This is a genomic window from Streptococcus sp. WM07, assembly GCF_004570525.1.
GTDB lineage: Bacteria > Bacillota > Bacilli > Lactobacillales > Streptococcaceae > Streptococcus.
This window is the reverse complement of record NZ_SPPZ01000010.1, coordinates 1-24,587: the sequence shown is the minus strand read 5'-3', so window position 1 is coordinate 24,587 and position 24,587 is coordinate 1. Positions and strand designations below refer to the sequence as shown.

Annotated in this window: 24 protein-coding genes and 2 tRNA genes; 5 read left to right on the top strand and 21 right to left on the bottom strand. The window is 40.1% G+C overall.

Annotated elements, in window-relative coordinates:
• Position 1: 1 nt before the first annotated feature.
• The 3 genes from E4T71_RS02430 to E4T71_RS02420 are packed head-to-tail and all read right to left on the bottom strand — an operon-like array spanning position 2 to position 2,711.
• The gene (locus tag E4T71_RS02430; RefSeq protein ID WP_135036336.1) at positions 2-844 is read right to left on the bottom strand and encodes a sulfite exporter TauE/SafE family protein; all 843 of its coding nucleotides are present in this window, start codon (positions 842-844) and stop codon (positions 2-4) included.
• A 23-nt stretch (positions 845-867) separates the two neighbouring features.
• A complete protein-coding gene (locus E4T71_RS02425) occupies positions 868-1,551 on the bottom strand; it encodes a type I 3-dehydroquinate dehydratase (protein WP_135036333.1) in 684 nt (227 codons plus the stop codon).
• The gene (locus E4T71_RS02420) at positions 1,548-2,711 is read right to left on the bottom strand and encodes a class I SAM-dependent rRNA methyltransferase (RefSeq protein ID WP_135036330.1); all 1,164 of its coding nucleotides are present in this window, start codon (positions 2,709-2,711) and stop codon (positions 1,548-1,550) included. The genes E4T71_RS02425 and E4T71_RS02420 overlap by 4 nt, the downstream gene beginning before the upstream one ends.
• A gap of 361 nt (positions 2,712-3,072) precedes the next feature.
• Between E4T71_RS02420 and E4T71_RS02415 the strand changes: the two genes are divergently transcribed.
• Complete coding sequence (locus E4T71_RS02415; RefSeq protein WP_194181243.1) at positions 3,073-5,268, top strand: LTA synthase family protein; 2,196 nt, start codon at positions 3,073-3,075, stop codon at positions 5,266-5,268.
• 62 nt (positions 5,269-5,330) lie between these two features.
• Here the strand turns inward: E4T71_RS02415 and E4T71_RS02410 are convergent, their stop codons facing one another.
• The 5 genes from E4T71_RS02410 to E4T71_RS02390 all read right to left on the bottom strand — a co-directional run bounded on the left by E4T71_RS02410 (position 5,331) and on the right by E4T71_RS02390 (position 8,440).
• Entirely contained in the window at positions 5,331-6,104 is a 774-nt protein-coding gene (locus E4T71_RS02410) for a response regulator transcription factor (RefSeq protein WP_167758463.1), read from the bottom strand.
• A 541-nt stretch (positions 6,105-6,645) separates the two neighbouring features.
• Positions 6,646-7,845, bottom strand: a complete 1,200-nt coding sequence (gene rpsA / locus E4T71_RS02405; RefSeq protein WP_135036324.1) for a 30S ribosomal protein S1 — start codon at positions 7,843-7,845, stop codon at positions 6,646-6,648.
• Between the two features lie 152 nt (positions 7,846-7,997).
• Positions 7,998-8,069: transfer RNA gene (locus tag E4T71_RS02400), tRNA-Gln, on the bottom strand.
• Positions 8,070-8,079: 10 nt separating this feature from the next.
• A tRNA-Tyr gene (locus E4T71_RS02395) sits at positions 8,080-8,160 on the bottom strand.
• A gap of 49 nt (positions 8,161-8,209) precedes the next feature.
• The gene (locus tag E4T71_RS02390; RefSeq protein WP_135036321.1) at positions 8,210-8,440 is read right to left on the bottom strand and encodes a DUF2969 domain-containing protein; all 231 of its coding nucleotides are present in this window, start codon (positions 8,438-8,440) and stop codon (positions 8,210-8,212) included.
• A gap of 118 nt (positions 8,441-8,558) precedes the next feature.
• Here E4T71_RS02390 and E4T71_RS02385 point away from each other — a divergent pair, with 118 nt between their 5' ends.
• Positions 8,559-10,025 carry an alpha-amylase gene (locus E4T71_RS02385; protein WP_135036317.1) on the top strand — a complete coding sequence of 489 codons (1,467 nt, stop codon included), beginning with the start codon at positions 8,559-8,561 and terminating at the stop codon, positions 10,023-10,025.
• Between the two features lie 29 nt (positions 10,026-10,054).
• On the opposite strand, the gene E4T71_RS02380 is transcribed toward E4T71_RS02385, so the two are convergent.
• Positions 10,055-11,362 carry a nucleobase:cation symporter-2 family protein gene (locus E4T71_RS02380; protein ID WP_135036313.1) on the bottom strand — a complete coding sequence of 436 codons (1,308 nt, stop codon included), beginning with the start codon at positions 11,360-11,362 and terminating at the stop codon, positions 10,055-10,057.
• 193 nt (positions 11,363-11,555) lie between these two features.
• On the opposite strand from E4T71_RS02380, the gene E4T71_RS02375 reads away from it, so the two are divergent.
• The gene (locus E4T71_RS02375; RefSeq protein ID WP_135036310.1) at positions 11,556-12,137 is read left to right on the top strand and encodes a xanthine phosphoribosyltransferase; all 582 of its coding nucleotides are present in this window, start codon (positions 11,556-11,558) and stop codon (positions 12,135-12,137) included.
• Between the two features lie 57 nt (positions 12,138-12,194).
• Here E4T71_RS02375 and E4T71_RS02370 read toward each other — a convergent pair whose 3' ends face one another.
• The 11 genes from E4T71_RS02370 to E4T71_RS02320 all read right to left on the bottom strand — a co-directional run bounded on the left by E4T71_RS02370 (position 12,195) and on the right by E4T71_RS02320 (position 21,778).
• Positions 12,195-13,085 carry an SPFH domain-containing protein gene (locus E4T71_RS02370; RefSeq protein ID WP_135036307.1) on the bottom strand — a complete coding sequence of 297 codons (891 nt, stop codon included), beginning with the start codon at positions 13,083-13,085 and terminating at the stop codon, positions 12,195-12,197.
• A 105-nt stretch (positions 13,086-13,190) separates the two neighbouring features.
• A complete protein-coding gene (locus E4T71_RS09755) occupies positions 13,191-13,724 on the bottom strand; it encodes a GNAT family N-acetyltransferase (protein WP_228062331.1) in 534 nt (177 codons plus the stop codon).
• 56 nt (positions 13,725-13,780) lie between these two features.
• A complete protein-coding gene (locus E4T71_RS02360) occupies positions 13,781-14,164 on the bottom strand; it encodes a PH domain-containing protein (protein ID WP_135036304.1) in 384 nt (127 codons plus the stop codon).
• A 38-nt stretch (positions 14,165-14,202) separates the two neighbouring features.
• Positions 14,203-14,898: a TIGR02206 family membrane protein gene (locus tag E4T71_RS02355; protein WP_135036301.1), complete on the bottom strand. Its 696-nt coding sequence runs from the start codon at positions 14,896-14,898 to the stop codon at positions 14,203-14,205.
• A 3-nt stretch (positions 14,899-14,901) separates the two neighbouring features.
• Positions 14,902-16,257 (bottom strand): UDP-N-acetylmuramoyl-tripeptide--D-alanyl-D-alanine ligase, encoded by a 1,356-nt coding sequence (gene murF / locus E4T71_RS02350; protein WP_135036298.1) that lies wholly within the window; start codon positions 16,255-16,257, stop codon positions 14,902-14,904.
• Between the two features lie 179 nt (positions 16,258-16,436).
• Positions 16,437-17,480: a D-alanine--D-alanine ligase gene (locus E4T71_RS02345; RefSeq protein WP_135036295.1), complete on the bottom strand. Its 1,044-nt coding sequence runs from the start codon at positions 17,478-17,480 to the stop codon at positions 16,437-16,439.
• A 9-nt stretch (positions 17,481-17,489) separates the two neighbouring features.
• The gene (gene recR / locus E4T71_RS02340; RefSeq protein ID WP_135036292.1) at positions 17,490-18,086 is read right to left on the bottom strand and encodes a recombination mediator RecR; all 597 of its coding nucleotides are present in this window, start codon (positions 18,084-18,086) and stop codon (positions 17,490-17,492) included.
• A 12-nt stretch (positions 18,087-18,098) separates the two neighbouring features.
• Complete coding sequence (locus E4T71_RS02335) at positions 18,099-20,126, bottom strand: penicillin-binding transpeptidase domain-containing protein (RefSeq protein WP_135036287.1); 2,028 nt, start codon at positions 20,124-20,126, stop codon at positions 18,099-18,101.
• 143 nt (positions 20,127-20,269) lie between these two features.
• On the bottom strand, positions 20,270-20,965 hold the full coding sequence (locus E4T71_RS02330) for a phosphoglycerate mutase (RefSeq protein ID WP_135036284.1): 696 nt from the start codon (positions 20,963-20,965) through the stop codon (positions 20,270-20,272).
• Between the two features lie 117 nt (positions 20,966-21,082).
• Positions 21,083-21,334 carry a hypothetical protein gene (locus tag E4T71_RS02325; protein ID WP_135036281.1) on the bottom strand — a complete coding sequence of 84 codons (252 nt, stop codon included), beginning with the start codon at positions 21,332-21,334 and terminating at the stop codon, positions 21,083-21,085.
• 9 nt (positions 21,335-21,343) lie between these two features.
• Positions 21,344-21,778: a Fur family transcriptional regulator gene (locus tag E4T71_RS02320; RefSeq protein ID WP_228062329.1), complete on the bottom strand. Its 435-nt coding sequence runs from the start codon at positions 21,776-21,778 to the stop codon at positions 21,344-21,346.
• Positions 21,779-21,918: 140 nt separating this feature from the next.
• Between E4T71_RS02320 and pepT the strand changes: the two genes are divergently transcribed.
• Positions 21,919-23,145 carry a peptidase T gene (gene pepT, locus E4T71_RS02315; RefSeq protein WP_135036275.1) on the top strand — a complete coding sequence of 409 codons (1,227 nt, stop codon included), beginning with the start codon at positions 21,919-21,921 and terminating at the stop codon, positions 23,143-23,145.
• A 145-nt stretch (positions 23,146-23,290) separates the two neighbouring features.
• On the opposite strand, the gene E4T71_RS02310 is transcribed toward pepT, so the two are convergent.
• Entirely contained in the window at positions 23,291-24,235 is a 945-nt protein-coding gene (locus E4T71_RS02310) for a chloride channel protein (protein ID WP_135036272.1), read from the bottom strand.
• A gap of 138 nt (positions 24,236-24,373) precedes the next feature.
• Between E4T71_RS02310 and E4T71_RS02305 the strand changes: the two genes are divergently transcribed.
• Positions 24,374-24,587, top strand: a 214-nt coding sequence (locus tag E4T71_RS02305; protein WP_135034965.1) for a helix-turn-helix domain-containing protein, incomplete at its 3' end; no start/stop codon positions are given.

The window sequence follows — 24,587 nt, the reverse complement described above, 5'->3', positions numbered from 1 at the left end:
CCTAACCTCCCAAGCCACGCAGAAACATTTGTACCCCTGTCACCAAGAGAACCATTAAAAACAAAACTCGTAAATACGCTACTGGAATTCTCGGCATCAGTTTACTTCCCAGCGTGGATCCTGCAATAACTCCTAAAACAATAGGGGCTACAATCTGCAAATCAACAGACCCCTGACTAAAATAAAAGATAGCGGAAGAAACACCTGTGACCCCCATCATAAAATTAGCCGTTGCAGAGGATACTTTAAGCGGTAGCCCCATCACATTATCCATGGCCAAAACCTTAAAAGCACCTGCTCCAATTCCCAGCAAAGCTGAGGCAACACCTGCCAAAAACATAATGAACGATCCCAGTGGAATATTAGCTGCTTGGTAGTTAACTTGCGTTTGCCTTCCTAAATCATAGTATGTTCCACTAAGGGACTCTTGCAAAGGAGTCGAGTTTTTTACTGCTGTACTTGTCAAATGATGGGTCTCACCACCCTTTATTTTTTTCCACATAGTATAGGCTTGGTAAAACATCAGTAAGCCATAAAGGATAAAGAGGAACTGACCTTGCACAACAGTCGATAACAATGCTCCCACAAAGGCACCTATAGTGGTAAAAATCTCAAGAAACATAGCTAATCTGAGGTTGAGCAAATCATCTTCCAAGTAAGCCAGAGCAGAGCCGGTACTTGTCCCCAATACTGCAAAGATAGAGACTAATACAGCCACCTTAATATCATATCCCATTACAATTGTGAGAATTGGAGTAAGGATAAGACCACCACCCAACCCCAATAAGGAGCCTAAAAGTCCTGCTAGAATACCAATACTGATAAAGATACTAAACTCAATCATGAGCAACCTCCATCACCAAGGAGCTATTCAGAATCATTTACAGCTTCTAGAATCGTCCGAGTCTTATGTAGGGATAATTGTCCGGAAGCGCTCGGAACTTCTAACGCTGCAAAAGTCCAAGCCGAACCTGTCAAATCACCTATCAGACGAGTCCAAACACCTAATTTCCCAGTAGAGATGGTCACATATTCCTGTTCTGGATTTAGAGATTTAAAACCACGAGTATAATTCATCAAATCAAGTACGTCCTGCTCATGTTTCGGTTGGACTGCTACTTTCACAATTCGAGGGTTCAAAGCTGTCAATTCTGACAGAATTTCCATTAAATTATCAGGCGTTTCCTCATAATTGTGATAGGTCAACACTAGATTTGAAAGATCAAGTACCTTATCGAATTCATCACGATAAGCATAAAATTCAAAATCAATATACTCAGGCTGATACAAAGTTTGAATTTCACGGAGAATCGCTACATATTCAGAACCGTCTAATTCCATTCTACCGCCCTGACGAGTCGTCCGTAAGGTAAAAACAATTTCACGGCCTGCAAATTTCTCAAAAATAGCCGGAGCCAGGGAGAAAATATCCTCTTTTTTACTTGCATAATCCGCACGCCATTCGATTATATCTACCGAGTCAAAACGATCGGTATCCAAGGCCTGCACATCCTCAAGACTGGTCGGCATGATTGGTACAACTATCTTCATTCATCTACCCTTATCTGTATTACTTTTAAATAATTACTAGTGCTCTCTAGAGCATAACTTGGAAAATCCATTGGTAAGCGATGAATCTTCTCAATCTTATAGGAAGAAGATCCCATTCCTTTTTGGATTTGAAGCTGAAATTTTTCTAAGGACAACTGAGCCGCATTGGTACTAAGAATCATTCGTCCTTTGGGATTCAAGAGTTTAAGAGACTCTTCTACCAATCGATGGTAATCCTTGTTTACGGAAAAGACTTGTTTTTTATTCCGAGCAAAACTAGGTGGATCAATAACGATAACATCAAAACTCAAACCTTTCCTTGCAGCATAACGCAAGTATTCAAAGGTATCCATTATGACAAAGGAATGGCCTTCTAAACTCATCTCATTCGCTAGAAAATGGGCTTGAGAAAGTTCTCTACTCCGTTTAGCAAGGTCTACTGAAACAGTTTCAACAGCTCCTCCTGCTACAGCAGCAACCGAAAAGGCTGCCGTATAGGAAAAGAGGTTTAATAGACGCTGTCCCTTAGCTAATCCATTTGCTAAATCATTACGAACCTCATGCTGGTCCAAGAAAATACCAGTCATCAAACCATCATTTAGAAAGACTTGATAGACCACACCATTTTCTTTAACGAGAAACTGCTCTGGTGCTTCTTCTCCATATAAATGAGCACTCTCATACTCTGGACCTTTAAAGCGGATTTTTTCATAAGCTCCCCTACACTCAGGGAACACCTTTTGAAAACCGGCAACAATTTCATTCCTATGATTGTAAACAAAGGAGTTATACCAAGAAAAGAGGAGATAATCTCCATATAAATCTACAGTAAAACCTGGAAAGCCATCCCCTTCTTGGTTAAACACACGAAAAGCCGTGGTATCAGAATCTTCAAAATAGCCCCGTCTTTTCGCCCTTGCTACAGCAAACTTTTCCACTAGATAGGATTCGGACCAGTTCAACTTATCTTTAGACAAGACCCATCCAACACCCTTATTTTGTTTAGAGAGATAACCTGAGGCTACAAACTTCCCATTTTGACTCTGAAAGTGAACAAACTCATTGTCCAAATTGGTCGGTTGAAGATCCTTCTCGTTGAGAAGAATACGCCCTCGGCCAATATCTTGCTGACAGCGAGTCGATATAACTACTTGCTTCATTCATCTATTATAGCAGAATTTACAGAAAAATTGGACAAAATTGCAAAGTCTTGCATAAGGTCTCCTTCTTTCCCAACAAATAGATCCTGTCTACTACTTGCATTCTCTAAAGAGATAACTTATTTCTGGATTCTTCTTCAAAGCATATCCACTAATATAGTCACTAAGAAAAAGACCAATGGAACGGCTGTCCCTTCCAAACTTAAGTATTTCTTAAAAAGAAATCACTCCATCACCTCTGACTAGTTTCCCACTTTTAATTTATGATATAATCAAACTTGAAATAAAATTGGGATGTTATTCCCAAAATACAACTGTCTTATCCAAAAGGATATTTTTGACAAAGTAAGGAAATTTTTCCGTGAAAAAAATTATACAATCACTTCTAAATACAATGAGTAGTCGATTAGGATTAGTCTTCATCCTCCTCATCCTCTACTGGTTAAAAAGTATCGCTGCCTATTTCTTAAGTTTTAATTTAGATATTCAACTGGGAAATATGCAAGGTTTTTACCAACTAGCTCTCGCTTTTCTAAATCCGCTCCCCTTGGGATTATTACTTCTAGGCTTGTCTTTTTACGTCAAACCTACCAAAGTATTCTACCCATTTTTAGCGGTTGTCTACCTCATCTTATTCTCTTGGCTTTTCTCCAATGTCATTTATTATCGAGAGTTTTCTGACTTCATCACCCTGAATACCATGTTGGCCTCTAGCAGTGTATCAGCTGGATTAGGAGATGCCGCAGTGAAACTCTTTCGACCATTTGATATCCTCTATTTACTGGATATTCCTATTATTGTTTATCTTTTCTGGAAAAAGAAAATCCGATTCGATAAGCGACCATTAAGCTTTAACGCTAGCTTTGCCATTACTTCTCTAGCGACCATGCTCTTCTCTGCTAATCTCTTCTTTGCTGAAGTTGATAGGCCTGAATTGTTGAGCCGCGGTTTCTCGAACTACTACGTAGTTCGAGCTCTAGGACTTCCAGCCTTCTTTGGCTATAGTGCTAACCAAACCTATCAGGCTGATAAAGAACGGGCCAAAGCCTCTGAGACTGATTTAGAGCCTGTTTTAGAGTATGTTAAAGAGCACAATGCCGCTCCAAATCCGGCAACCTTCGGTATTGCCAAAGGCCGCAACGTCATATATCTACACTTAGAGTCCTTCCAACAATTCTTGATTGACTACAAACTGAAATCAGATGATCAGGAATACGAAGTGACCCCTTTTATCAATTCACTCTACCATTCCAATGAAAGCTTTGCCTTCTCGAACATCTTCAACCAAGTCAAGGCTGGTAAAACATCTGATGCGGAAACCATGATTGAAACCGGCCTATTTGGGTTAAATCAAGGCTCCTTCATGGTTAACTACGGAGGTACCAATACCCAGCAAGCTGCACCGCATATCTTATCCCAAACTGGTGATTATACCTCTGCTGTGTTCCATGGAAACATTGGTAGTTTCTGGAATCGAAATACAACCTATAGACAATGGGGATACAACTATTTCTTTGATCAATCTTACATGAGTAAGGCTACCGATGAAAATTCTTTCCAATATGGATTGAATGACAAAATTATGTTCAAGGATTCGATTAAATATCTCGAGCATATGCAACAACCCTTCTATGCCAAATATTTAACCGTATCCAACCACTATCCTTATACAACAAGCTTAATTGGGGACGAACAAGGATTCCCCCTGGCAGAAACCAAGGATGAAACGATTAATGGCTATTTTGCTACAGCCAACTATCTCGATTCTGCGGTAAAAGCCTTCTTTGATTATCTCAAAGAAACGGGACTTTATGAAAATTCCGTCATTGTCCTCTATGGAGATCACTATGGTATCTCCAATTCACGGAATCCTTCTCTGGCTCCACTATTGGATAAAAATCCAGAAATTTGGTCTTCCTATGATAATGCCATGCTTCAACGGATTCCCTACATTGTTGTTGTTCCCGATATGGAACAAGGATCCATCATTGACACTTATGGTGGGCAGATTGATATGTTACCCACTTTAGAACATCTTCTAGGAATTGATTCCAGTGCCTTTCTACAAGTTGGTCAAGACCTATTATCTCCAGATCATGAGCAAATAGTTGCCTTCCGTTCAAGTAACTATTTCGTAACACCAGAATACACTTCTTATTCTGGACGCACTTACTACACAGCTACTGGTGAAGAAATCACAACTCCAGATGAATCCACCCAAAAAGCTATCGATCAGGCAAGAGAAAAAGCCAATCAACAATTAAAAATTTCGGATATGATTCAAACTGGAGATTTACTCCGCTTCTACAATGAAAACCGTCTCGGTAAACCGGATGTAAGTAAAATCAGTTACAATAAAGCTATGGATCAATTATTGAAGATTGAAAAAAGTAAAGGACAAGAAGCCACAAGTCTGTTTAGCCAACGCCAATCTAGCACCGTAGATTTGTTCAATTCACCTACTTACAAAGCCCTTCACCCTGAGCAATTCCTTGAAGACAGCTCCTCAAGTAACTCTTCAAGCTCTTCTCAGGACGAAGAAGCCGAACAACCATAGAGAAAAAAGGACTTAGTTATACTAGCTAAGTCCTTTTCCAATACCTTCATTACCCACTAAACTTATTCCAGTTCATTTTCTTCAGAATTTGACGCAGGATAACTCTGAAACTGAATCAAATCTAACAACTCCATCATTCGATTTCTTGAAATGGGACAACAATAACCTCTTGGAAAAAATGCCATTCTTAGTTGTCGATCAACATGGCGAATATTAAAAGGATTTACCAAAAAAGAACGATGACATGAAAAAAGAAAGGGAGTTTTAGCCTTAACATCTTGGAGATTTGCAATCACTGACAACTCTTCCTCACTGCTCACGATTGAAATATAGTGGGCTCGAACACTCCGTTCAACATAAAAGACTTTCTTAATCGGAATTTGAACTTGAACTTGTGAGTTCTGAATAATTATCTGCTCTTTAGGTGTGTCCAATATAAAATTTGAATGAACCTGCATCAACAAGCTAGCCAACCGCTGCCGAAAGAGACAAGGTTGTAAATCCTTCAAAATATAATCCAAGACTCCCACCTGTGTTTTTAAAACATCTTCCATATAAAATAAGGAGTCAGCAATCACAATAATCTGAGATAAAGGATCTAACTGACGAATTCTACGAGCTAACTCAAAAAACTCCTGTCGATTGCTATCCCCATAGAGAACTAAAATAAAAACTTGGTGACTTCCCCTTGTAGTCCAAGAATCAAGTAAGCCTAAAGTATCTGACTGAATTTCCAAAGACTTAACCTCTATGCCACAAGACATCAACGTATGGAGTAGTAAATCTTCCCACCAAAAATGATCTCGATACTGCTCCTCATAAACAAAAATATTCATAGTTCTCATCCAATCATTTACCCTTTCATCTTTCTATTCGAAGAAATTCGGAACAAATGAGTCCAAAATCAACCCTTTAAGAATACAAGAAAAAGTCACATTTCAAACCTCCATGTCCTGAAATGTAATGAAAACGTTCCGAATGGTAAATGAATCTTAGCTATTCTTTTATGTCAAAACGAAGTAGCCTAGGAATCAGGGAAATAAAACTAGCATCATTCCTATAATTATATCTTTCAAAAACAGAGTCAGAATTTTTCAATCCCTTATATAACTTCAACTTCATATACTTTCACATAAAAATGAAAACTACTGCGTAGAAAATATTCCTTAATCTGCTCAAAAACTATCCAATCTCAAGTAAGGAAGGTCCACAGACAGAAAAAAACTCACTGCTAGATTAATTCAATTGATAACCTTGCACACAAAAAAACACAACTGATTCTTGGTTTTGATCCCAATCATTCAATTGTGTTTTTTATATCTTTATAAGTTATTCGAACTTAATAACATTGGGGATTGCCCCATTTTTCAACGATGATTATAGTTCGATATCTCCGAAAAGATCTGCCATTGAGAAACCAGTTTGTGTTTCTGGCAATTCAAAGTCACGTTTTTCTTGACGACGTGGACGACGTGGACGTGCAGCACGTTTCTCTTCTTGGCCTTCAGCTTGAGCAGGGCGCTCTTCAAGTGCTTTGATAGAAAGAGATACACGCTCATCAGCAGCGTTTACATCAAGAACTTTAACATTAACCACTTGACCTACTTGAAGCGCATCTTTTGGATTTTCAACACGTTTGTGTGAAATTTGTGAGATGTGAACCAAGCCATCGATACCAGGAAGTACTTCTACAAAGGCACCGAAGTCAGTCAAACGCTTAACAGTTCCTTCGATAACGTCACCCTTAGCCAATTTTTGCTCTACACCATCCCATGGTCCAGGAACAGTAGCTTTAAGAGAGAGTGATACGCGACCTTCTTCTTCATTCAAGTCTAAAACTTTAACGTCAATTTCTTCACCAACTGTTACAACAGATTTAGGTGATACATTGCGCTCATGTGACAATTCAGTCAAGTGAACCAATCCGTCTACACCACCAAGGTCGATAAAAGCACCAAAGTTTGTGATACGAGCAACTTTACCAGTTACTACATCACCTACAGAAAGTTTACCAAATACTTCTGCACGAGCTGCAGCTGTTTCAGCCTCTACAACTTCACGACGTGAAAGGATGAAGCGATTTTCTTTTGGATCCACTTCTTTGATTTTTGCATCAAATTCTTGACCTACGAAACGCTCAGTGTTGCGAACAAAGCGAGTATCAAGCATAGATGCTGGGATGAAACCACGAAGTCCTTCAAATTCTACTGCCAAACCACCTTTAACAGCACGAGTTCCTTTAACAGTAACGACTTCTTCTTCACGTCCAACCAATTTATCCCAAGCTTTGCGTGCTTCAAGACGTTTTTTAGATACAAGGTAGGTAACAGTATCAGTGTCTTTACCTACAACTTGACGAAGCACAAGCAACTCAAGTGTTTCACCTGGTTTAACCAATTCGTGAATGTCAGCATCACGATCGTTAGTCAATTCACGAAGAGTCAAGACACCTTCTACACCAGTACCAGAGATTGCTACGTTAGCTTGTCCAGCATCAACAGTCAATACTTCAGCAGTAACAACATCACCTGGCTCAACTTGGCTAACGCTGTTTAGCAAATCTTCAAATTCGTTCATCTAAAAAATCCTCCAACAATCAAGTCTTAGACCTGATATACTTATAAAATTTCTTCCTAAGTACCGCATCACTTCAACAGTCGCCTGGATATAAAGAAATAAAATACCCAAAGGATATTTTAGCTTCCTCTATCCGATAAGTAACCTAAGAACTGGGGTAGCTGGATTCGAACCAACGCATGAGGGAGTCAAAGTCCCTTGCCTTACCGCTTGGCGATACCCCAATAATAAGAATGGAGAGAGAGGGATTCGAACCCCCGAACCCGAAAGAGCGGATTTACAGTCCGCCGCGTTTAGCCTCTTCGCTATCTCTCCGATATCAACAAGAATTATTATATCACACTATCTTTGGAATGCAAGCCTTTTATTTGGATAAATTGTAGTTTTCGATAATTTTTTCAATCGCTTGCTCAAGATTTTTATGAAACTCTTGTACATTTCCATTCGAAAGCACCGCAAACTGCTGATCTAATTCCGCAATCTCACCAACGATTTGCTTCCCAATCAATAATTGGTAGCCATCAAATGTATCGGTACCAACCTGTACCTTGTAATCTTTTAACTGAACTTCAATTTTTTTCTCTTTGCGACTCATATTACTCCTCACAATCTCTTATTGATTTTACACAAATCTTTTTAAAAAATCAAATCAGACTTTTCAAATAAATAAGTAAACATTTGACAAAAAAGACTCTTCCTTTTACTATAGGGCTATGAAAACAAATCAAACCTTAATCCAATACTTCGAGTGGTATCTACCAAATGATGGGCAACACTGGAACCGTCTAGCAGGCGATGCCCCTCATCTGGCTGAACTTGGAATCACACAAGTCTGGATGCCACCAGCTTTTAAAGCTACAAACTCAAACGATGTCGGTTACGGAATCTATGACCTTTTTGACTTAGGAGAATTTGACCAGAAAGGTACCGTTCGAACTAAATACGGAACCAAGGATGAATATATCCAAGCTATTCGTATTTTGAAAGACCATGGCATCTCAGCTATAGCCGATCTTGTTTTGAATCACAAAGCTGCTGCTGATGGACTCGAATCCTTTGAAGTGGTTGAAGTCGATCCTGAAGATCGTACAAAAGAATTAACGGACCCTTTCCTGATTAAAGGGTGGACCCACTTCTCTTTCCCAGGCCGTCATGGTCGTTATAACGATTTCCAATGGCATTGGTACCATTTTACAGGCACAGACTTCGATGCCAAACGAAATAAGAATGGAATTTACCAAATTGTTGGAGACAACAAGGGTTGGTCAGACGATAGCCTCGTTGACAATGAGAATGGAAACTACGACTATCTCATGTATGCTGATTTAGACTTCAAGCATCCAGAAGTCATCCAAAACCTCTATGACTGGGCTAATTGGTTTATCCCAACTACTGGCATTTCCGGATTTCGACTAGATGCCATTAAGCATATCGATTCCTTTTTCATGAAAAACTTTATTCGAGATATCAAAGAAAATGTTTCAAATGATTTCTATGTTTTCGGAGAGTTTTGGAATCCTGATGAAGAGACCAACACCAATTACCTAGAGGATACGGATCATCAATTTGATTTGGTTGACGTTAAACTTCACTATAATTTCCACAAAGCTGGTGAAAAAGAGGAAGATTTCGACTTAACCACTATTTTTGATGGTTCCTTGGTTAAAAATCATCCCGAGTCTGCCGTTACCTTTGTTGAAAATCATGATACTCAAAAAGGACAGGCTTTAGAATCTGTAGTAGCGGATTGGTTTAAGCCACTGGCTTATGGAATGATCCTACTCCGTAAACATGGAAAACCCTGTGTCTTTTATGGCGATTACTATGGTGTTCAAGGATCCCATACCCAACCAAGTTTCCAAAAAGTTTTGGACAAACTCCTACTCCTTCGTAAATACTTAGCATTTGGAGAAGAGACAGACTACTTTGAAGATGCCAATACGATTGGTTGGACTCGGATTCCGGATGAACTGGACCGCAGTCCTCTATCTGTTATCATCAGCAACAAAGATGACTCTAGTATCTCCATGTACGTTGGTACTCAATGGCAAGGCCATGTCTTTGCTGATCAACTCGAACACCACCCAGATACCGTCACTGTTCAAAAAGATGGCTGGGCTACCTTCCCTGTTCTAGGGCGTAGCATTTCTGCTTGGACCCTTCAACAATCAGAAAAATGAGGTTGGACAATCGTCCGACCTCATTTTTCTCATTTTTCTTTTAATAGCTGATTTAGTATTAAAGCTACAATAGTTCCTGTAGAAATTCCCGATGAGAAAATCATTTGAAGAGCTAATGGCAAATGGCTCAGTAAGTCTGGACGAACGGTTACACCAATTCCCAAGGCAAAGGCAAGGGAAATAATCAACAGCTCCCGATCTCCCATTTTAACTGTCGCAAGAGTTTTGACACCTTGTGCTGCCACCAAACCAAACATGATAACTCCAACACCCCCCAGAACAGGTTGAGGCATAATGGAAATAAGAGCAGACACCTTTGGAAAAACACCAAGGATTGCCAATAAAATTCCTGCCAACACCATGACTTGTCGACTAGCAACTTTCGTCAAGGTAATCAAGCCTACATTTTGTGAAAAGGCTGTGTTCGGTCCTGCCCCAAAAACACCCGCTAAGAGAGAACCAACCCCGTCAGCTAAGACACCATTAGCTGCACGCTCAGAGGTCATTTTTTGGCCAGAAGCTTCCCCAATTGCCATCATAATCCCCACAGTACCAATCAATGATACGACATAAGCTGGGATAAAGGCTAGAATAGCCGATAATTCAAAGCGAACTCCAAATCCAAAAACATTCGGAAGAGCAAACCAAGCTGCTTCATTAACGGTAGACAAGTCGACTTTGCCAAGGAAAATGCAAAGGACATAGCCGAAAACCATTCCGAAAAAGACAGAAGCTGTTTTCATCATTCCTTTTCCATAATGGTTCAAAAACAGCGTGAACAGCATAACAACAAAAGCAATGCTGACATTTTCAACAGAAGCATAATCACTAGCTCCTACACCGCCCGCAGCCCAATCCATGCTAACTGGTAAAAGCGTAATCCCAATTAAAGTTACAACAGTTCCCGTAATTAAAGGAGGGAAGAAACGCATAAGCGGTTTGATAAAGCGGCTAAGAATAATCTCAACAAAAGAACCGGCAATGGTCGCACCAACGACACCGGCTAAGCCAAACTGACTACCGACACTAATGGCTGGATTGGCAAAAGTAAAGTCTGTTCCCATCATTCCTGAAACACGCGCTCCGATTGGACCAAGTCCTTTAGACTGTATAATCGTAGCTAAACCAGCCACAAATATAGCTGCCGAAACAAGCGCCGATGTTTGTTCAACCGGAAGTCCTAGGGCAGAAGCTACAACCAAGGGAACAGCAATGATACCTGCAAAAGCAGCTAAAATATGCTGCAAAGCTAGCAAAACTGCCAATCCTTTCGGCGGTGTATCCTCTACACCGTATAACATGTTTTCCGATGGTTCTTTTTTGATGTTCTGAGACATAGCTCCTCCTTCTGTTTTAAAAAAGAATAGTCTCAGTTTATCAAAACAAACACCTAAAATCAATACGTTTATTGAATTTTCTCTCTATAATGTTCGCTTTTTTAGTTATAAACACGGGTTTCTTTTACTTATTTCACTTCTTTTTTTAGAAAAAACGTGCTATAATAGATTCCATCAATAATTGGAGGAAATCATGAAATTATTAGAAGAACGAATTCTTAGAGATGGGAATGTACTTGGCGAGAATATTCTCAAAGTAGATTCCTTTCTTACCCACCAAGTTGACTACAAATTGATGAAGGAGTTGGGAAAGATTCTAGCTGATGCTTATCGTGATAAAAGAATTACCAAAGTTGTAACCATCGAAGCTTCTGGAATTGCACCTGCTGCATATGTAGCAGAGAGTCTAGATGTACCAATGATTTTCGCTAAGAAACATAAAAATATTACCATGACAGAAGGAATCTTAACAGCTGAAGTATATTCCTTTACGAAACAGGTGACTTCAACTGTCTCCATTGCCAGTAAATTCCTTAGTCAAGAAGATCATGTCTTGATTGTTGATGACTTCTTGGCGAATGGCCAAGCTGCAAAAGGCTTGATTGAAATCATCCAACAAGCCGGAGCCAAAGTGGAAGGAATTGGCATTGTCATCGAAAAATCTTTCCAAGACGGACGTGAACTCATCCAAAAAATGGGAATTCCCGTCAGTTCTCTGGCTCGCATTGAGAAATTTGAAAACGGCCAAGTCGTTTTCACAAAGGCTGATCTCTAATCCAAAGAAAAGAAAAAGGTTAGTTTGTAGGGGTTGTCTACAATCTAACCTTTTTTATTATCGTGCTTTTAAAGCAGATAGAATTTGGGTTCGAATATCCTCAACTCCTTCTGGCTGCCCTGGTAGAAAGACAGTTGAATTTCCTGATTCTGCAAAACTATTTAACGTATCCAAGTATTGGTTAGTCAATAGAATCGACATGATTTGCTCTTCTGTTAAACTAACTTGAGCATCTTTCAATTCTCGGATAGATTCGGCTAAGCCATCCACAATAGCTTTCCGTTGTTGGGCAATCCCGACCCCATGAAGGCGGTCTTTTTCAGCTTCTGCCTCCGCAGCAGTAACAATTTTAATCTTATCAGCTTCAGCTAATTCCTGAGCGGCAACCCGTTTGCGTTGAGCCGCATTGATTTCATTCATAGACTGTTTCACTTCAGCATCTGGCTCAACCTTGGTAATCAAGGTTTTCACAATCACGTAACCATAGGTAGACATTTCTTCTGCTACTTGATTTTGAACTTCCAAGGCGATTTCATCTTTTTTCTCAAACAATTCATCCAAGGTTAGCTTAGGAACTGAAGATCGAAGTGCATCTTCAATATAAGATTTAATCTGGCTAACTGGTTTAATCAGTTTATAATAGGCATCCGTCACATTCGACTCGTTTACGCGGTATTGAGTCGCAATATTGAGGGTTACAAAAACATTGTCCTTCGTTTTAGTTTCCACGACAATCTCACTTTGAAGTAAGCGCAGCTCAATCCGAGCAACTAATCGGTCAATCCCCAAAGGCAAACGAACATGAATCCCACTCGTCGCCGTCTTCTGATAACGACCAAAACGCTCAATAATCGCAACTGACTGCTGCCGCACTACATAAATGGAACTTAAAAGTACCAGCACTAGAATCAGCAAGACAAATCCTAATACAATAAATCCAAACAACATGACGCACCTCCTTTTGATTATTATACCACGTTCCACTAAGAGACTAAGAAAAAAAGAGGAACTCAATAAAGCTTTTCTAACTATACAAAAAAAGGTTGCAAGCTTCTACAACCTTTTGACAAATCTAGTGTCCGATAAATCTTCATTAAATCCACAGTCTACAAAAAATCTCTGAACCCTTTGTTCCGTGGCTTTCACTTGGAGAATCTCCACACGACCTTGCTTCTTTAAAAAACCTTCAATTGCTTGATAAAAACGGATTCCATTTCCCTTTCCCAGATACTTCGGTTTAAGACTCAAAAATAAATCCGCCGTAGCCTCTGTCTGCAAAAGTCGGAAATAGCCCATCATGGCTCCGTTCCAAATTACAACGAAATAACGATTTTCACGCGCATCCGCTGATAGAATTTCTCGATTCACATCTTGTAAATCTATCTCTAGATACGATGGATACATCCAATCGCTTGCAATCTCAAGCGCTAAATCCTGAGGCATCGGCATAACATAAGTATAACCCATGATTCGAAAATTCTTAATTAAATTCTTAATCCTTCTCGCTTGAATATCTACTTTATCCGTTTGGTACACATAATCCATATACCCTTGTTGGTAACTAGGAATCATGTCCTTCAAAACCAACTGAACGTCCTCCGGAAAACGGAGGAGAAAATCACTAAATTGAGAATTAGTCAGCATTATTTCAACAAGACTGCTGCAGCCAAGGCTTTCTGAATAGCCACAACACTATCATCACTCTTAAATTGTAAAACTTCTGCTGGTTCAACTGCAGATGAAATCCATAGTTTTAACTCCGCATCCAAATCAAAATGCCCACTCGTCTCAACTGTAAAACGTGAAATAGATCCATATGGGATTGATTTGTAAGAGGCTTTTTTACCAGTCATACCTTGTTTATCCACTAAAATCAAACGATAATCTGTAAAAACAATTAAATCCCGAACAAGCGAAAAAGCCATCTCCACTTCTTCCTCTGTTAGCAGAATCGAATCCAATTCCGCCCTGACCTTTTGCGCATCTTGTTGGCTCGCATTGCCCATCAAACCTGAGAAAATACCCATTTAAACTCTCCTTTGTATTTTTTCAATTATACCATAGCTCAAAGTAATCGTTCTTCAACAAGATTGTCTCCATCTTTCAAATAAAGAAAAAGTCCCTGTACTCCAGTTATACCAAGTGCTAGGAGCAAACTCATAAAAATAGAATTGAACCATAAAGAACTTGTATTCAAAATAGGTAATTCCAGAAGAAAACCATAGTTTCCACCCGTTCCAGCTGCTACTATAGCCATTACCACAGTCAAACCAAAGGAATAGATTTGAATACTTCGTTTAGAAAGCTGAATACGATTGTCTTGATGATAAAGGTAAGCAGCTGATAGATAAAATAGTAATTGATGCAGAAGGATAAAACTGAGATTGGTAATGTGGAAAAATGGATACTGGTATAAAATAGGGTAACTAAAGGCAACGATTGGACCGATAATTCCTAAATAAGCCCAGTATTGCTTGAACTTAGAGCCATCTTTTAAAAATAAAAAGAACAACATCGCAAGGCGGCAATGGTAAAAAGGAAGGCTTGTCTGCCAAGAGAAATCTAGAAAAATAAAGAATCCATACAAGGCAAGTAGTAAAACCAAGAAAAATCCTCGTACCATCCTATCACCTTTGACTCTACTTCCCAAAATAAGCAATAGAGGCAGACTCAATAATAAAGCTAGGTGCGCTAACCAGCTAATATGAGGAGGATGTTCTAGCGGAATCGTCGAAAATAACTGAGTAAGTAGCTCCCTCATCCTTTAGTCTCCCTCCAAAGCCTCCACAATCTTGGCTAAATTCATAGAATTACTGCCTTTTAATAAAATTTGGTCCAAAGGCTGTACTTCTTCACAGATAGCTTGTGACAACTCCTTAAAATCTTTTGTCGGATAATAAAAAACACTACCAACTGGGAAGATCTCTGCAGCTAATTTGGCAAGATCCTCAATTTCTTCACCGTAGAAATAGACCTTGTCTAAATCTTCCGGATTAAGGCTCGTAATCATAGACAAATGAAGTTGATGAGACTCCTGTCCCAATTCCTTCATATCCGCTAAAACTGCAATCTTACGTCCTCCGTCTTCCCTCGCTAGACTAGCGAAGGTCTCCAAGATTAAACGCATAGCTGTTGGATTTGCATTGTAGACATCTGATAAAATCGCCGCTCCATTTTGAGCTGTCAACCATTCTGTTCGATTTTTTGTCAATTTCAAACTTTTAAATCCTTCAGTAATGTCTTCTTCAGATACACCTTCGTTTTTTGCCAAATAAGCAGCTACCAGTGCGTTCATCGCATTATACTTTCCAGGTAACGGAATTTGTAAGGTATTTTCTAAGAAATTCGTACGGAAGCGAAGCCAAGTACGACTTTCTTCCAAATTCGATAGAAACAGATCCCCATCTTGACCAAATCGTTTGACTTGAAGATTATTTGGAATAAACTCATCCAACATCGAATCTCCGGGAACTAAAAGAAGGGCTCCAGAAGACATACCATCTGCAATCTGCATCTTACCTTGAGCAATCTCCCGCCGATCCTTGAAAAACTCTAAATGAGCTTCTGCAACAATCGTCACAGCAGCAGCCTTAGGTTTAGCAATCTTAGACAGAAGCGAAATATCTCCTAGGTGATCTTGCCCCATCTCTAAAACAAGTTTCTCTGTATCTTCGGGCATATGGAGAATCGTATAGGGTAACCCAATCTCATTGTTATAATTCCCTTGGGTTTTATAGGTTTTAAAGGTTGTTGACAGCAGGTGAGCCAACATATCTTTGGTAGTGGTTTTACCATTTGACCCTGTGACAGCCAATACATCTACTTGGCTTCTCTCTAAAACATAGGTAGCAAGATGTTGCAAGGCCGCTAAGACATCATCCACCCAAAAGTAGACTTGCTGGGTATCCAATTCCCTGTCAGATAGGGTGGCTAAGGCTCCATTATCAAAGGCTATATCAATAAAATCATGGCCATCTCGAGCCCCTTTCAAAGGGACAAAAAGATCCCCTTTTCCCACTAAACGACTATCAAACTCTACCTTGGTAATCGATTGATCATCTTCAATCGCTATCAAGTTCTTTGGTTTCAAAACGTCCTGAATTTCTTTTAAGGTTAGCATCTGTTCCCTCTATCTAATTTATTCGTCATTAAAATGAAAAAGGGGTTGGGGACAAAAACCTCAACCTTCCTATTTCAGTTAATGAAATGCTTTTTGAAGCAGTGGTTCCTTTAACTGTTTTCGTTCGCCTTTTGGACGCCGAAAACAACTAATCCACTGTCCCACTTTCTTAACAATAACTAGAAGAAGTGGGATTGGCGTTTGTTATAAACATCGATAGCCAAATCCACCAGTGTTGAAATTAAGTCCGAATAGGAAAGTCCCATATTCTTCCAAAGAAGGGGATACATAGACCATTGAGTAAAACCGGGCATGGTATTCAGCTCATTCAAATAGATTTTTCCATCCTCAGTATAGAAGAAATCACATCGAGAAAGACCAGTTCCTCCTAAGGCATAATAGGCTTTACGTGCCTCTTCCCGCATGGTTGCTGTAACATCATCTGGAATCTGTGCAGGAATCGCCATCTCAATCTTGTTATCAATGTACTTAGCTTGATAATCGTAAAAGGCTACATCCTTTACAACTTCTCCTGGTAAAGTCGTTTGAATATCTTGATTTCCTAGAATCGCCACTTCAATTTCGCGTGCATCAACCCCTTGCTCTACAAGGATCCGACTATCATAACGAAGGGCTTCTTGAATAGCCGCCTCTAGAGATACTCGATCTTCTGCTCGAGAAATCCCAACACTCGATCCCATATTGGACGGTTTCACAAATACTGGATAGGTTAGTCTGGCCTCTGCCTCATCCAATGCCTTATTCAGATCTTCTCCCTCAATATAGGTTGTATACGGAACCTGAGTAATCCCCACAGATTCTAAAATCCGTTTCGTGGAAATTTTATCCATTGCCATACTTGAGGTTAAGATACCTGCTCCCACATAGGGCATTCCAAGGATTTCAAAGAAACCTTGAATACTCCCATCTTCTCCCATTGGACCATGGAGCAACGGAAAAATAACAGCATCTTTCTCATAGAGAGCACCAAAGCTCATGGCCTCTAGATCGCCAACCTGATCATTCGTCATCAATTTTTCTGTTTCAGTAGGTGTTGATGTGAATTCTTGCGTTTTATAAAGTTTTCCCTCACTACTAATGAAGTAAGTCTTAACGTGGAAACGATTATAGTCTACAGCCCGCATAACACTTTCAGCTGTTAGCACGGAAACTTCTCGTTCTGCACTACGACCTCCATACAAGAGAATCAATGTTTCTTTCATGTCTAACTCCTATAATTCTGTCCGGTTTTCAATGGCCCGAAGAAGGGTCACTTCATCCGCATATTCAATGTCACTGCCTACAGCTAAACCTCGAGCCAACCGTGTAACTTTAATTCCAGCTGGTTTTAAAATCCGTGAAATATACATAGATGTAGCTTCACCATCTGCAGTAGCATCTGTCGCAACAATAACTTCTGTGACCTTGCCATCCATTAAACGATTAATTAAAGACTTTAAATTGATATCATCTGGACTGACTCCATTCATAGGAGAAATCAGCCCTCCTAGAACATGATAACGACCATGATACTCCTGAATGTTCTCCATGGCCGTCACATCTCGACTGTCTTCTACGACCAAAATTTTTGTTTCATCCCGAGTTTCATCTTGGCAAATCACACAAGGGTCATCATCTGTCAGATTACCACAGATACTACAATAAGTCAATTCACGCTTAGCTGCAAGGAGGTTTTTGGCAAATTCTGCTACTTCTTCATCCTCCATACTGATAGTATAAAAAGCTAGACGTGTAGCTGTTTTTTTACCAATCCCTGGGAGTTTTGAATAACTTTCGATTAATTTCGCAATAGGTGTGGGATAAAGCATAGTTCCTCCTTACTATTTAGAATAATATAAAATTACAATATCCTTGGTGATACTGTGACTAACGGTGGATTGAAGATCCGTATTATGGGGAAATACAACTGCAATCGCAATCTCTGGATTGCTGCTTGGGGCATAGGCAACAACATTGGTATTTACCGCACGCACCTTACCTTGACTAACAAAAGTCTCCGCTGTCCCCGTCTTAGCAGCAATAGATACGGATGCCCCCTCACCAACGGTTCTACCGGTCGTAAAGGCAGATCCTCCGTAGACAACTTGATTCATCCCTGTTTGAAGAATCGACATATCCTCTTGGGAAATCTCAACTTGATTAAGCAGTCGTCCAGTCTTCTTCTCAACCTCCTGACCTAAACCACCACTTTCATCATTGGTATAAACACCCGCAACAATGTGCGGCTGGATCCGATTTCCACCACTGGCCAGAGTCGCTGCAAATTGCCCCAACTGCATCGGTGTATAGTTGTCAAACTGACCAAACGCATTATTCATGTAGTCCCCTACCGTAAATTCTGCCGGTAAGTAACCAAGAGACTCATTAGGAAGGTCAATCTCTGTTTTTGTTCCCATTCCATATTGAGCAAAAGCTGCTCTTAATTTTTCCATGGCTGGTTTTACAGACTCTGGATCATCCAGGAGAGCAGTCCCTAATGGACTTCCTAAAATCCTTAATGCTACTTGAACCATATAGGTATTGGAAGAGTATTCTAGAGCCTGCACCGCAGAAATCTCACGGACACTTCCTTCCGTAAACCAAGAATTAATTCCATAAACTGTCTGATCTGCCAAAACCTCATCTCCTGTGAGGACATTGTTTTGCCACCCAGCTGTGAGAGTAGCTGGTTTTACAACGGATCCTGGTACAAAAACATTAGTAATTGTCCCTAAAGCATCAGTGGATAAATCATGGCTTTCCAAATCTTGCTTCACTCCAGCCATGGCTAGAATTGAACCATCTTCCGGCTTAAGCACAACAGCATAGGCTCCCTCAGTCTCCAAGGCACTTCCCTTATTAATTTCAGATTGAAGAGCATTCTTCAAAATATCTTCAACCCCTTGCTGAAACTCAAGATCGACCGTCAGTTTGATATTTTGCCCCTTCTCACCATCAGACTTTGTCTCAATTTTTTCGAGATTTCCTTCTTTGTCTAAGTGGATTTCCTTTTCAGAACGCTTACCTTGTAAAACCTCTTCATATTCTTTTTCCAAATAGGAAGTTCCTACCCGATCATTCAGAGAATAGCCCTTCTTCAAATACTCTTCTACCTCTTCAGCAGGTATACCCGTCTTCTCACTTGAAACATTGCCGACAATACTAGAGAGAGCTGTGTCCAAGACCTTGCGTTCCCAGCTGGTTGAAATGGAAATCCCTGGTATCTCCTGACTACTAGAAGCCACAAGAGCCACTTGCTCTGGATTTAAGTCTTCTGTCCGAAGATTTCCCGTTCCAAAACTCGGAATAGCATTCAGCTGAGTAAACAGTAAGGCTATTTTTTTCTCCTCAGCACTTAAATCTTCCTGCTTCAGAGTCACCGTCTCAACAGCGTTACTGTAGATATTTTTTTCTGCAAGTGGATTTCCATCTCGATCCATCTTTTTATCTTTGGGAAGTTTCTCAACAACTTCCTTATAAACCTCAGGATCCGCCAGGTAATAATCTGCTAATTGACGTTGACTAAGATCTTCATTTTTTACTTCAACCAGTTGATCAATTTTTCTGGCAGTCTCTTTCAAACTCTCAGCTGTATCTTGATTGCTACGGGTATAAGATACCACCTGCTTGCTTTCGTTCTCTACTAAGGGTTTTCCTTGTGCATCATAAATTTGTCCACGTACGGAACTTCCCTTAATAATTTTTTGACTGGCTGTCGCCATTTTCTCCAAATAAAAAGCCTGGTTAAAAACCTGCATATGGGCTAACCTGACCCCTAAAATTACAAATAAACTGAAAACCAAACCAAGGATAAAATAGAGTCTTCCGGGGATGGTCTGTTGCTCAATAATGGACTTTTTTCTTCTCATTCTCTTCCTAAAACTTTCTAGAAAAACTCTCTTCATTTTACCACAGATTAACTCCTAAGTGGTTATCTCTTCTCGCTCCCATCTCATTTTTTAGAGGAAAAAAACTGCCCTAGCAAAAGCCAGGGCAGTATCCTTAGGAAAGATTAGTCTTGTCCAAGGTAGTATTCTTTTACAACATTCAATTTGTCATCCAATTCGAATACAAGTGGTGGGAAGTTTGGAATTTCAACATCCATGATTTCATCATCAGACAATTGTTTGATATGTTTTACAAGAGCACGGATTGAGTTTCCGTGTGCTCCTACAAAGACGTTTTTACCATCTTTAAGAGCTGGAGCGATTTTATCTTCCCAGAAAGGAAGAGCACGTTCCAAAGTAACTTTCAAGTTCTCAGCATCTGGAATAACAGTATCATCCAAGTGTGCATAACGACGGTCTGAGTGAGCTGAATGCTCATCATCACGATCCATGTTTGGAGGTAATACATCGTAAGAACGACGCCAAATGTGAACTTGCTCGTCACCAAATTGCTCTGCTGCTTCAGCCTTGTTTTTACCTGTCAAACCACCATAGTGACGTTCATTCAAACGCCATGATTTTTCAACTGGTACCCACAATTGATCAGCTGCTTCCAAAGCAAGATTGGTTGTTTTGATCGCACGTTTCAAAACAGAAGTGTAAGCTTGATCAAATTCGATTCCAGCTTCTTTGATCAATTTACCAGCATCAGTAGCTTGTTGTGTACCTTTATCTGATAAGTCCACATCAGCCCAACCTGTAAAGAGGTTAGCCTTGTTCCATTCTGATTCACCATGACGAGCAAAAACTAATTTCACCATCTTCAATTCTCCTTAGGTATTTTAAGTACTGCCTAGCAGTCCTCATTATTCTACTATACTTCCCACTCAAAAACAAGGGGCTACGTGAATTCTATCACGACATTTCCAGATAGCCAATTATTTATTGTAGAGGACTACATTACTTGAACTCGTATAGTAGGACTTCCCATTTTTAAAAGTCACACGAATATTATCATTGTCACTATCATGAGCCCACTTATCGACTTCGCCCTCAATCAAATCCCCATTCGGCATACGAATTTGTGCGGAATCAAAGGTGTATTCTGAGCTAAAGACATCCTTATTCCCACACCCACTTAGACTAACGATAACAAAAAGACTAAGGCAATATAAAACGAACTTCCTCATAGAAGAAAATCACCCCTCCAACTTCTGACATTCAGGACAAATTCCATAAACCAAAAGCTCTTGTTTGGTAAACTGATAGCCGGTTTGTTCTTCAACAAGATCCGACATATCTGGCAAAGTCTCCCCTTCAAAATCTGCAATTTTACCACAATTTTCACACACAATATTAATGTGCTCATGCCCCATAAAATCATAGTAGCGTGTTTGGTCATTTTTAATCTTAATCTCTGTCACTAAGCCTTCCTTAAGAAAGAGATTCAAATTATTATAGACAGTTGCCAAGCTAATCTGCGGGTAGACCTCCATCAAATCTTGATAAATTTTTTCTGCACTCGGATGCTCATGACTATTCATCAAATATTCCAACATCAAACGCCGCGCCTCAGTCACACGAATGCCATGCTCCCGTAGTTCTTCTAAAATTCCCTCGAGCTTGTGTACCATAGTATTCCTCTTTTTTTCGTTCATACTTCTTCCATTATATCTCAATTCTGCTTTTTTTGATATCAAAAACGGAAATATCTTGCAGTTCCCCCAAGCTAGTTTTATAATAAAAAGGTATATTGAGAAAGGTTGGTACAGATATGACCAAATACCCACAACTCCTCAGCCATTTCCTGGACTATGTTCGAATAAACACCCGTTCAAATGAATACGCTGATCGCACACCTTCAACTCAAAGTCAAGTAGACTTTGCCCTTAATGTCCTTAAACCAACCATGGAATATATCGGACTAGTAGATGTGCACTATCTAGAAAACGGCTTTATTATCGGCACCTTACCGGCAAACAGTGACAAATTTCCATATAAGATTGGCTTTATCTCCCACATGGATACAGCTGACTTTAACGCTGAAAATGTGAGTCCTCAAATTATCCAAGATTACCAAGGAGGGACAATCCCTCTTAGTGATAGCGGGTATGAACTTGATCCAAACCAATTCCCACAACTACACAACTATTTAGGGCAAACCCTCATCACAACAGATGGACGGACTCTGCTTGGAGCTGACGACAAAGCAGGAATCGCAGAAATTCTCTCCGCAGTCGAATATCTCGTTGCCCATCCAGAAATTGAACACGCCGAACTTCGGATCGGATTTGGACCTGATGAAGAAATCGGAACTGGAGCAGACAGGTTTGATGCTGCTGATTTCAATGTTGATTTTGCCTATACCGTCGATGGTGGTCCACTCGGTGAGCTCCAATACGAGACCTTCAGTGCCGCCGCTGCTCATGTAACCTTTAAGGGCCGCAATGTCCATCCAGGTACAGCGAAAGGTCAAATGATTAATGCTCTCCAACTGGCCATGGACTTCCACAGCGTTATCCCAGATGGCGAACGACCTGAGTATACCGAGGGGTATGAAGGTTTCTACCATCTTCAAAAACTCTCTGGTACTGAAGAAGAAGCACACGCGGACTACATCCTTCGTGACTTCGAGAGCCACGGTCTGACCAACCGTAAAGAAACGCTCCAGAGAATTGCCGGTCGTATGAATCGCAGTTGGGGTGAAGAGCGCGTCATCATTGACATCAAAGATCAATACTCCAATATGAAAGAAGTTATCGAAAAAGATATGCGCCCGGTTCAACTGGCTGAAAAAGTGATGAAATCACTAGATATCACCCCAATCATTGAACCGATTCGTGGTGGAACCGACGGCTCCAAAATCTCCTTTATGGGTATCCCTACTCCGAACATCTTCGCAGGAGGTGAGAACATGCATGGTCGTTATGAATTCGTCAGTCTCCAAACCATGGAAAAAGCCTGTGATGTCATCATTGGGATTGCCAGTCAAGAACTCTAATCCCTATCCGATAGTCTTTACTTAATCCAAACAAAAAGAATCTTGGAAAAATCTTCCAAATAGAAAATAGCTTAGAATGACGTCATTAGAAACGCTGATTCTAAGCTGTTTTTTCTATTCAAACTTCAAGCGAAGAAAGAAATTGTTAGTTTTGATCCAGCCCCTTTTTCTGATAGACACGCGCCATTAGCTCATAGATCACAAAGATCAAAAAAGAGACTGGCCAAAGAGTTACTGGGAAAAATAAAGAAACAAATATTACAGCCAACATTCGATTTTCCATAAGCTGTAGTGCAATAGCCAGTCCTACAACTAGAACCACAAATGCCACATCCAGTTGCTGCGACTCCAACAGTTTTGCCACCGCAAATCCCTGCAAGAGGGAAGCGAAGGTCAGAGGAAAAATATCTCCTCCCGTCCAACCTGCCCAGAGATTGATATCTAATAAAAGCAGTTTGCCAACCGCTAACAGACAAAGAAACAAGGCAGGTGTTGCTAGTCCCATATCAAATAAGGTATGTAGCGAATGTTGCCCTGAAAACAATAAATTAGGGGCTACTTGCGAGGTGATAAAAATCGACAAACCACCAATAGCAATCTTAATGGGAAGGGAAATTCTTTCCCCAAGTTTTAAGAGCCCAATCCCCTTTCTCACCTGTTGATAACAAAGGGCAAATAGAAAACCCGAAAGAAAGAGGGGAAGGAAGTAAAATAATTCCTTAAGTCCCCAGTGAGATTCTCCGATTTTTGTCACAAAAGAAGGCTGATCGGATAAACGCATTAGGAGCCAAAATACAAACAAACCATTAAGAACATATAAGCTACTCAGGAGCTTCTTTTGACCTAAATTCAAGATACGCATAGACTCATCAAAAGACTTCACATATTGGCCTGGATGAAAGAGCATACTGAATCTTTCTCGACTACTACCTTGATCCCAATTCATATAGACATAACGCATTTTATCAGCCTGCCATACAGAATAAGCAATCACTGCTCCCAGTAAAGGAGCTTCAGGACCAACACCGGCTCCTAGACTTAGAATCAACAAAGCCACAAGAAGGCTTTTCCAAGCCCGACTATAATTCAATGTCCCCTTTTCCTGTAATACATGCAACACTTGATGACTTGTAAAAGGCAAGGGCCCCCAGCTTTGTTTGAGGATATATAAGATCAGGCTTCCTACTAATACTTAACAAAAAACAAAAATAGCTGTATACTATAAGGTATGAAAGTCGAACTAAATGAATATCAAATTAGCGAATTGAAGCAAGCCCTGAAAGATAAAAAGAATGCACAGCACCATAGGAAAATTCAAGCTCTCATTCTCTACTCTGAATGTCAGAATTTAACAGCAGTAGCTAAATCAGTAGGTTTTGTTCATCAAACTGTACGAAACTTATTGAACCGTTATCTAGAAGGAGGTTTAGAGGCACTCCTTA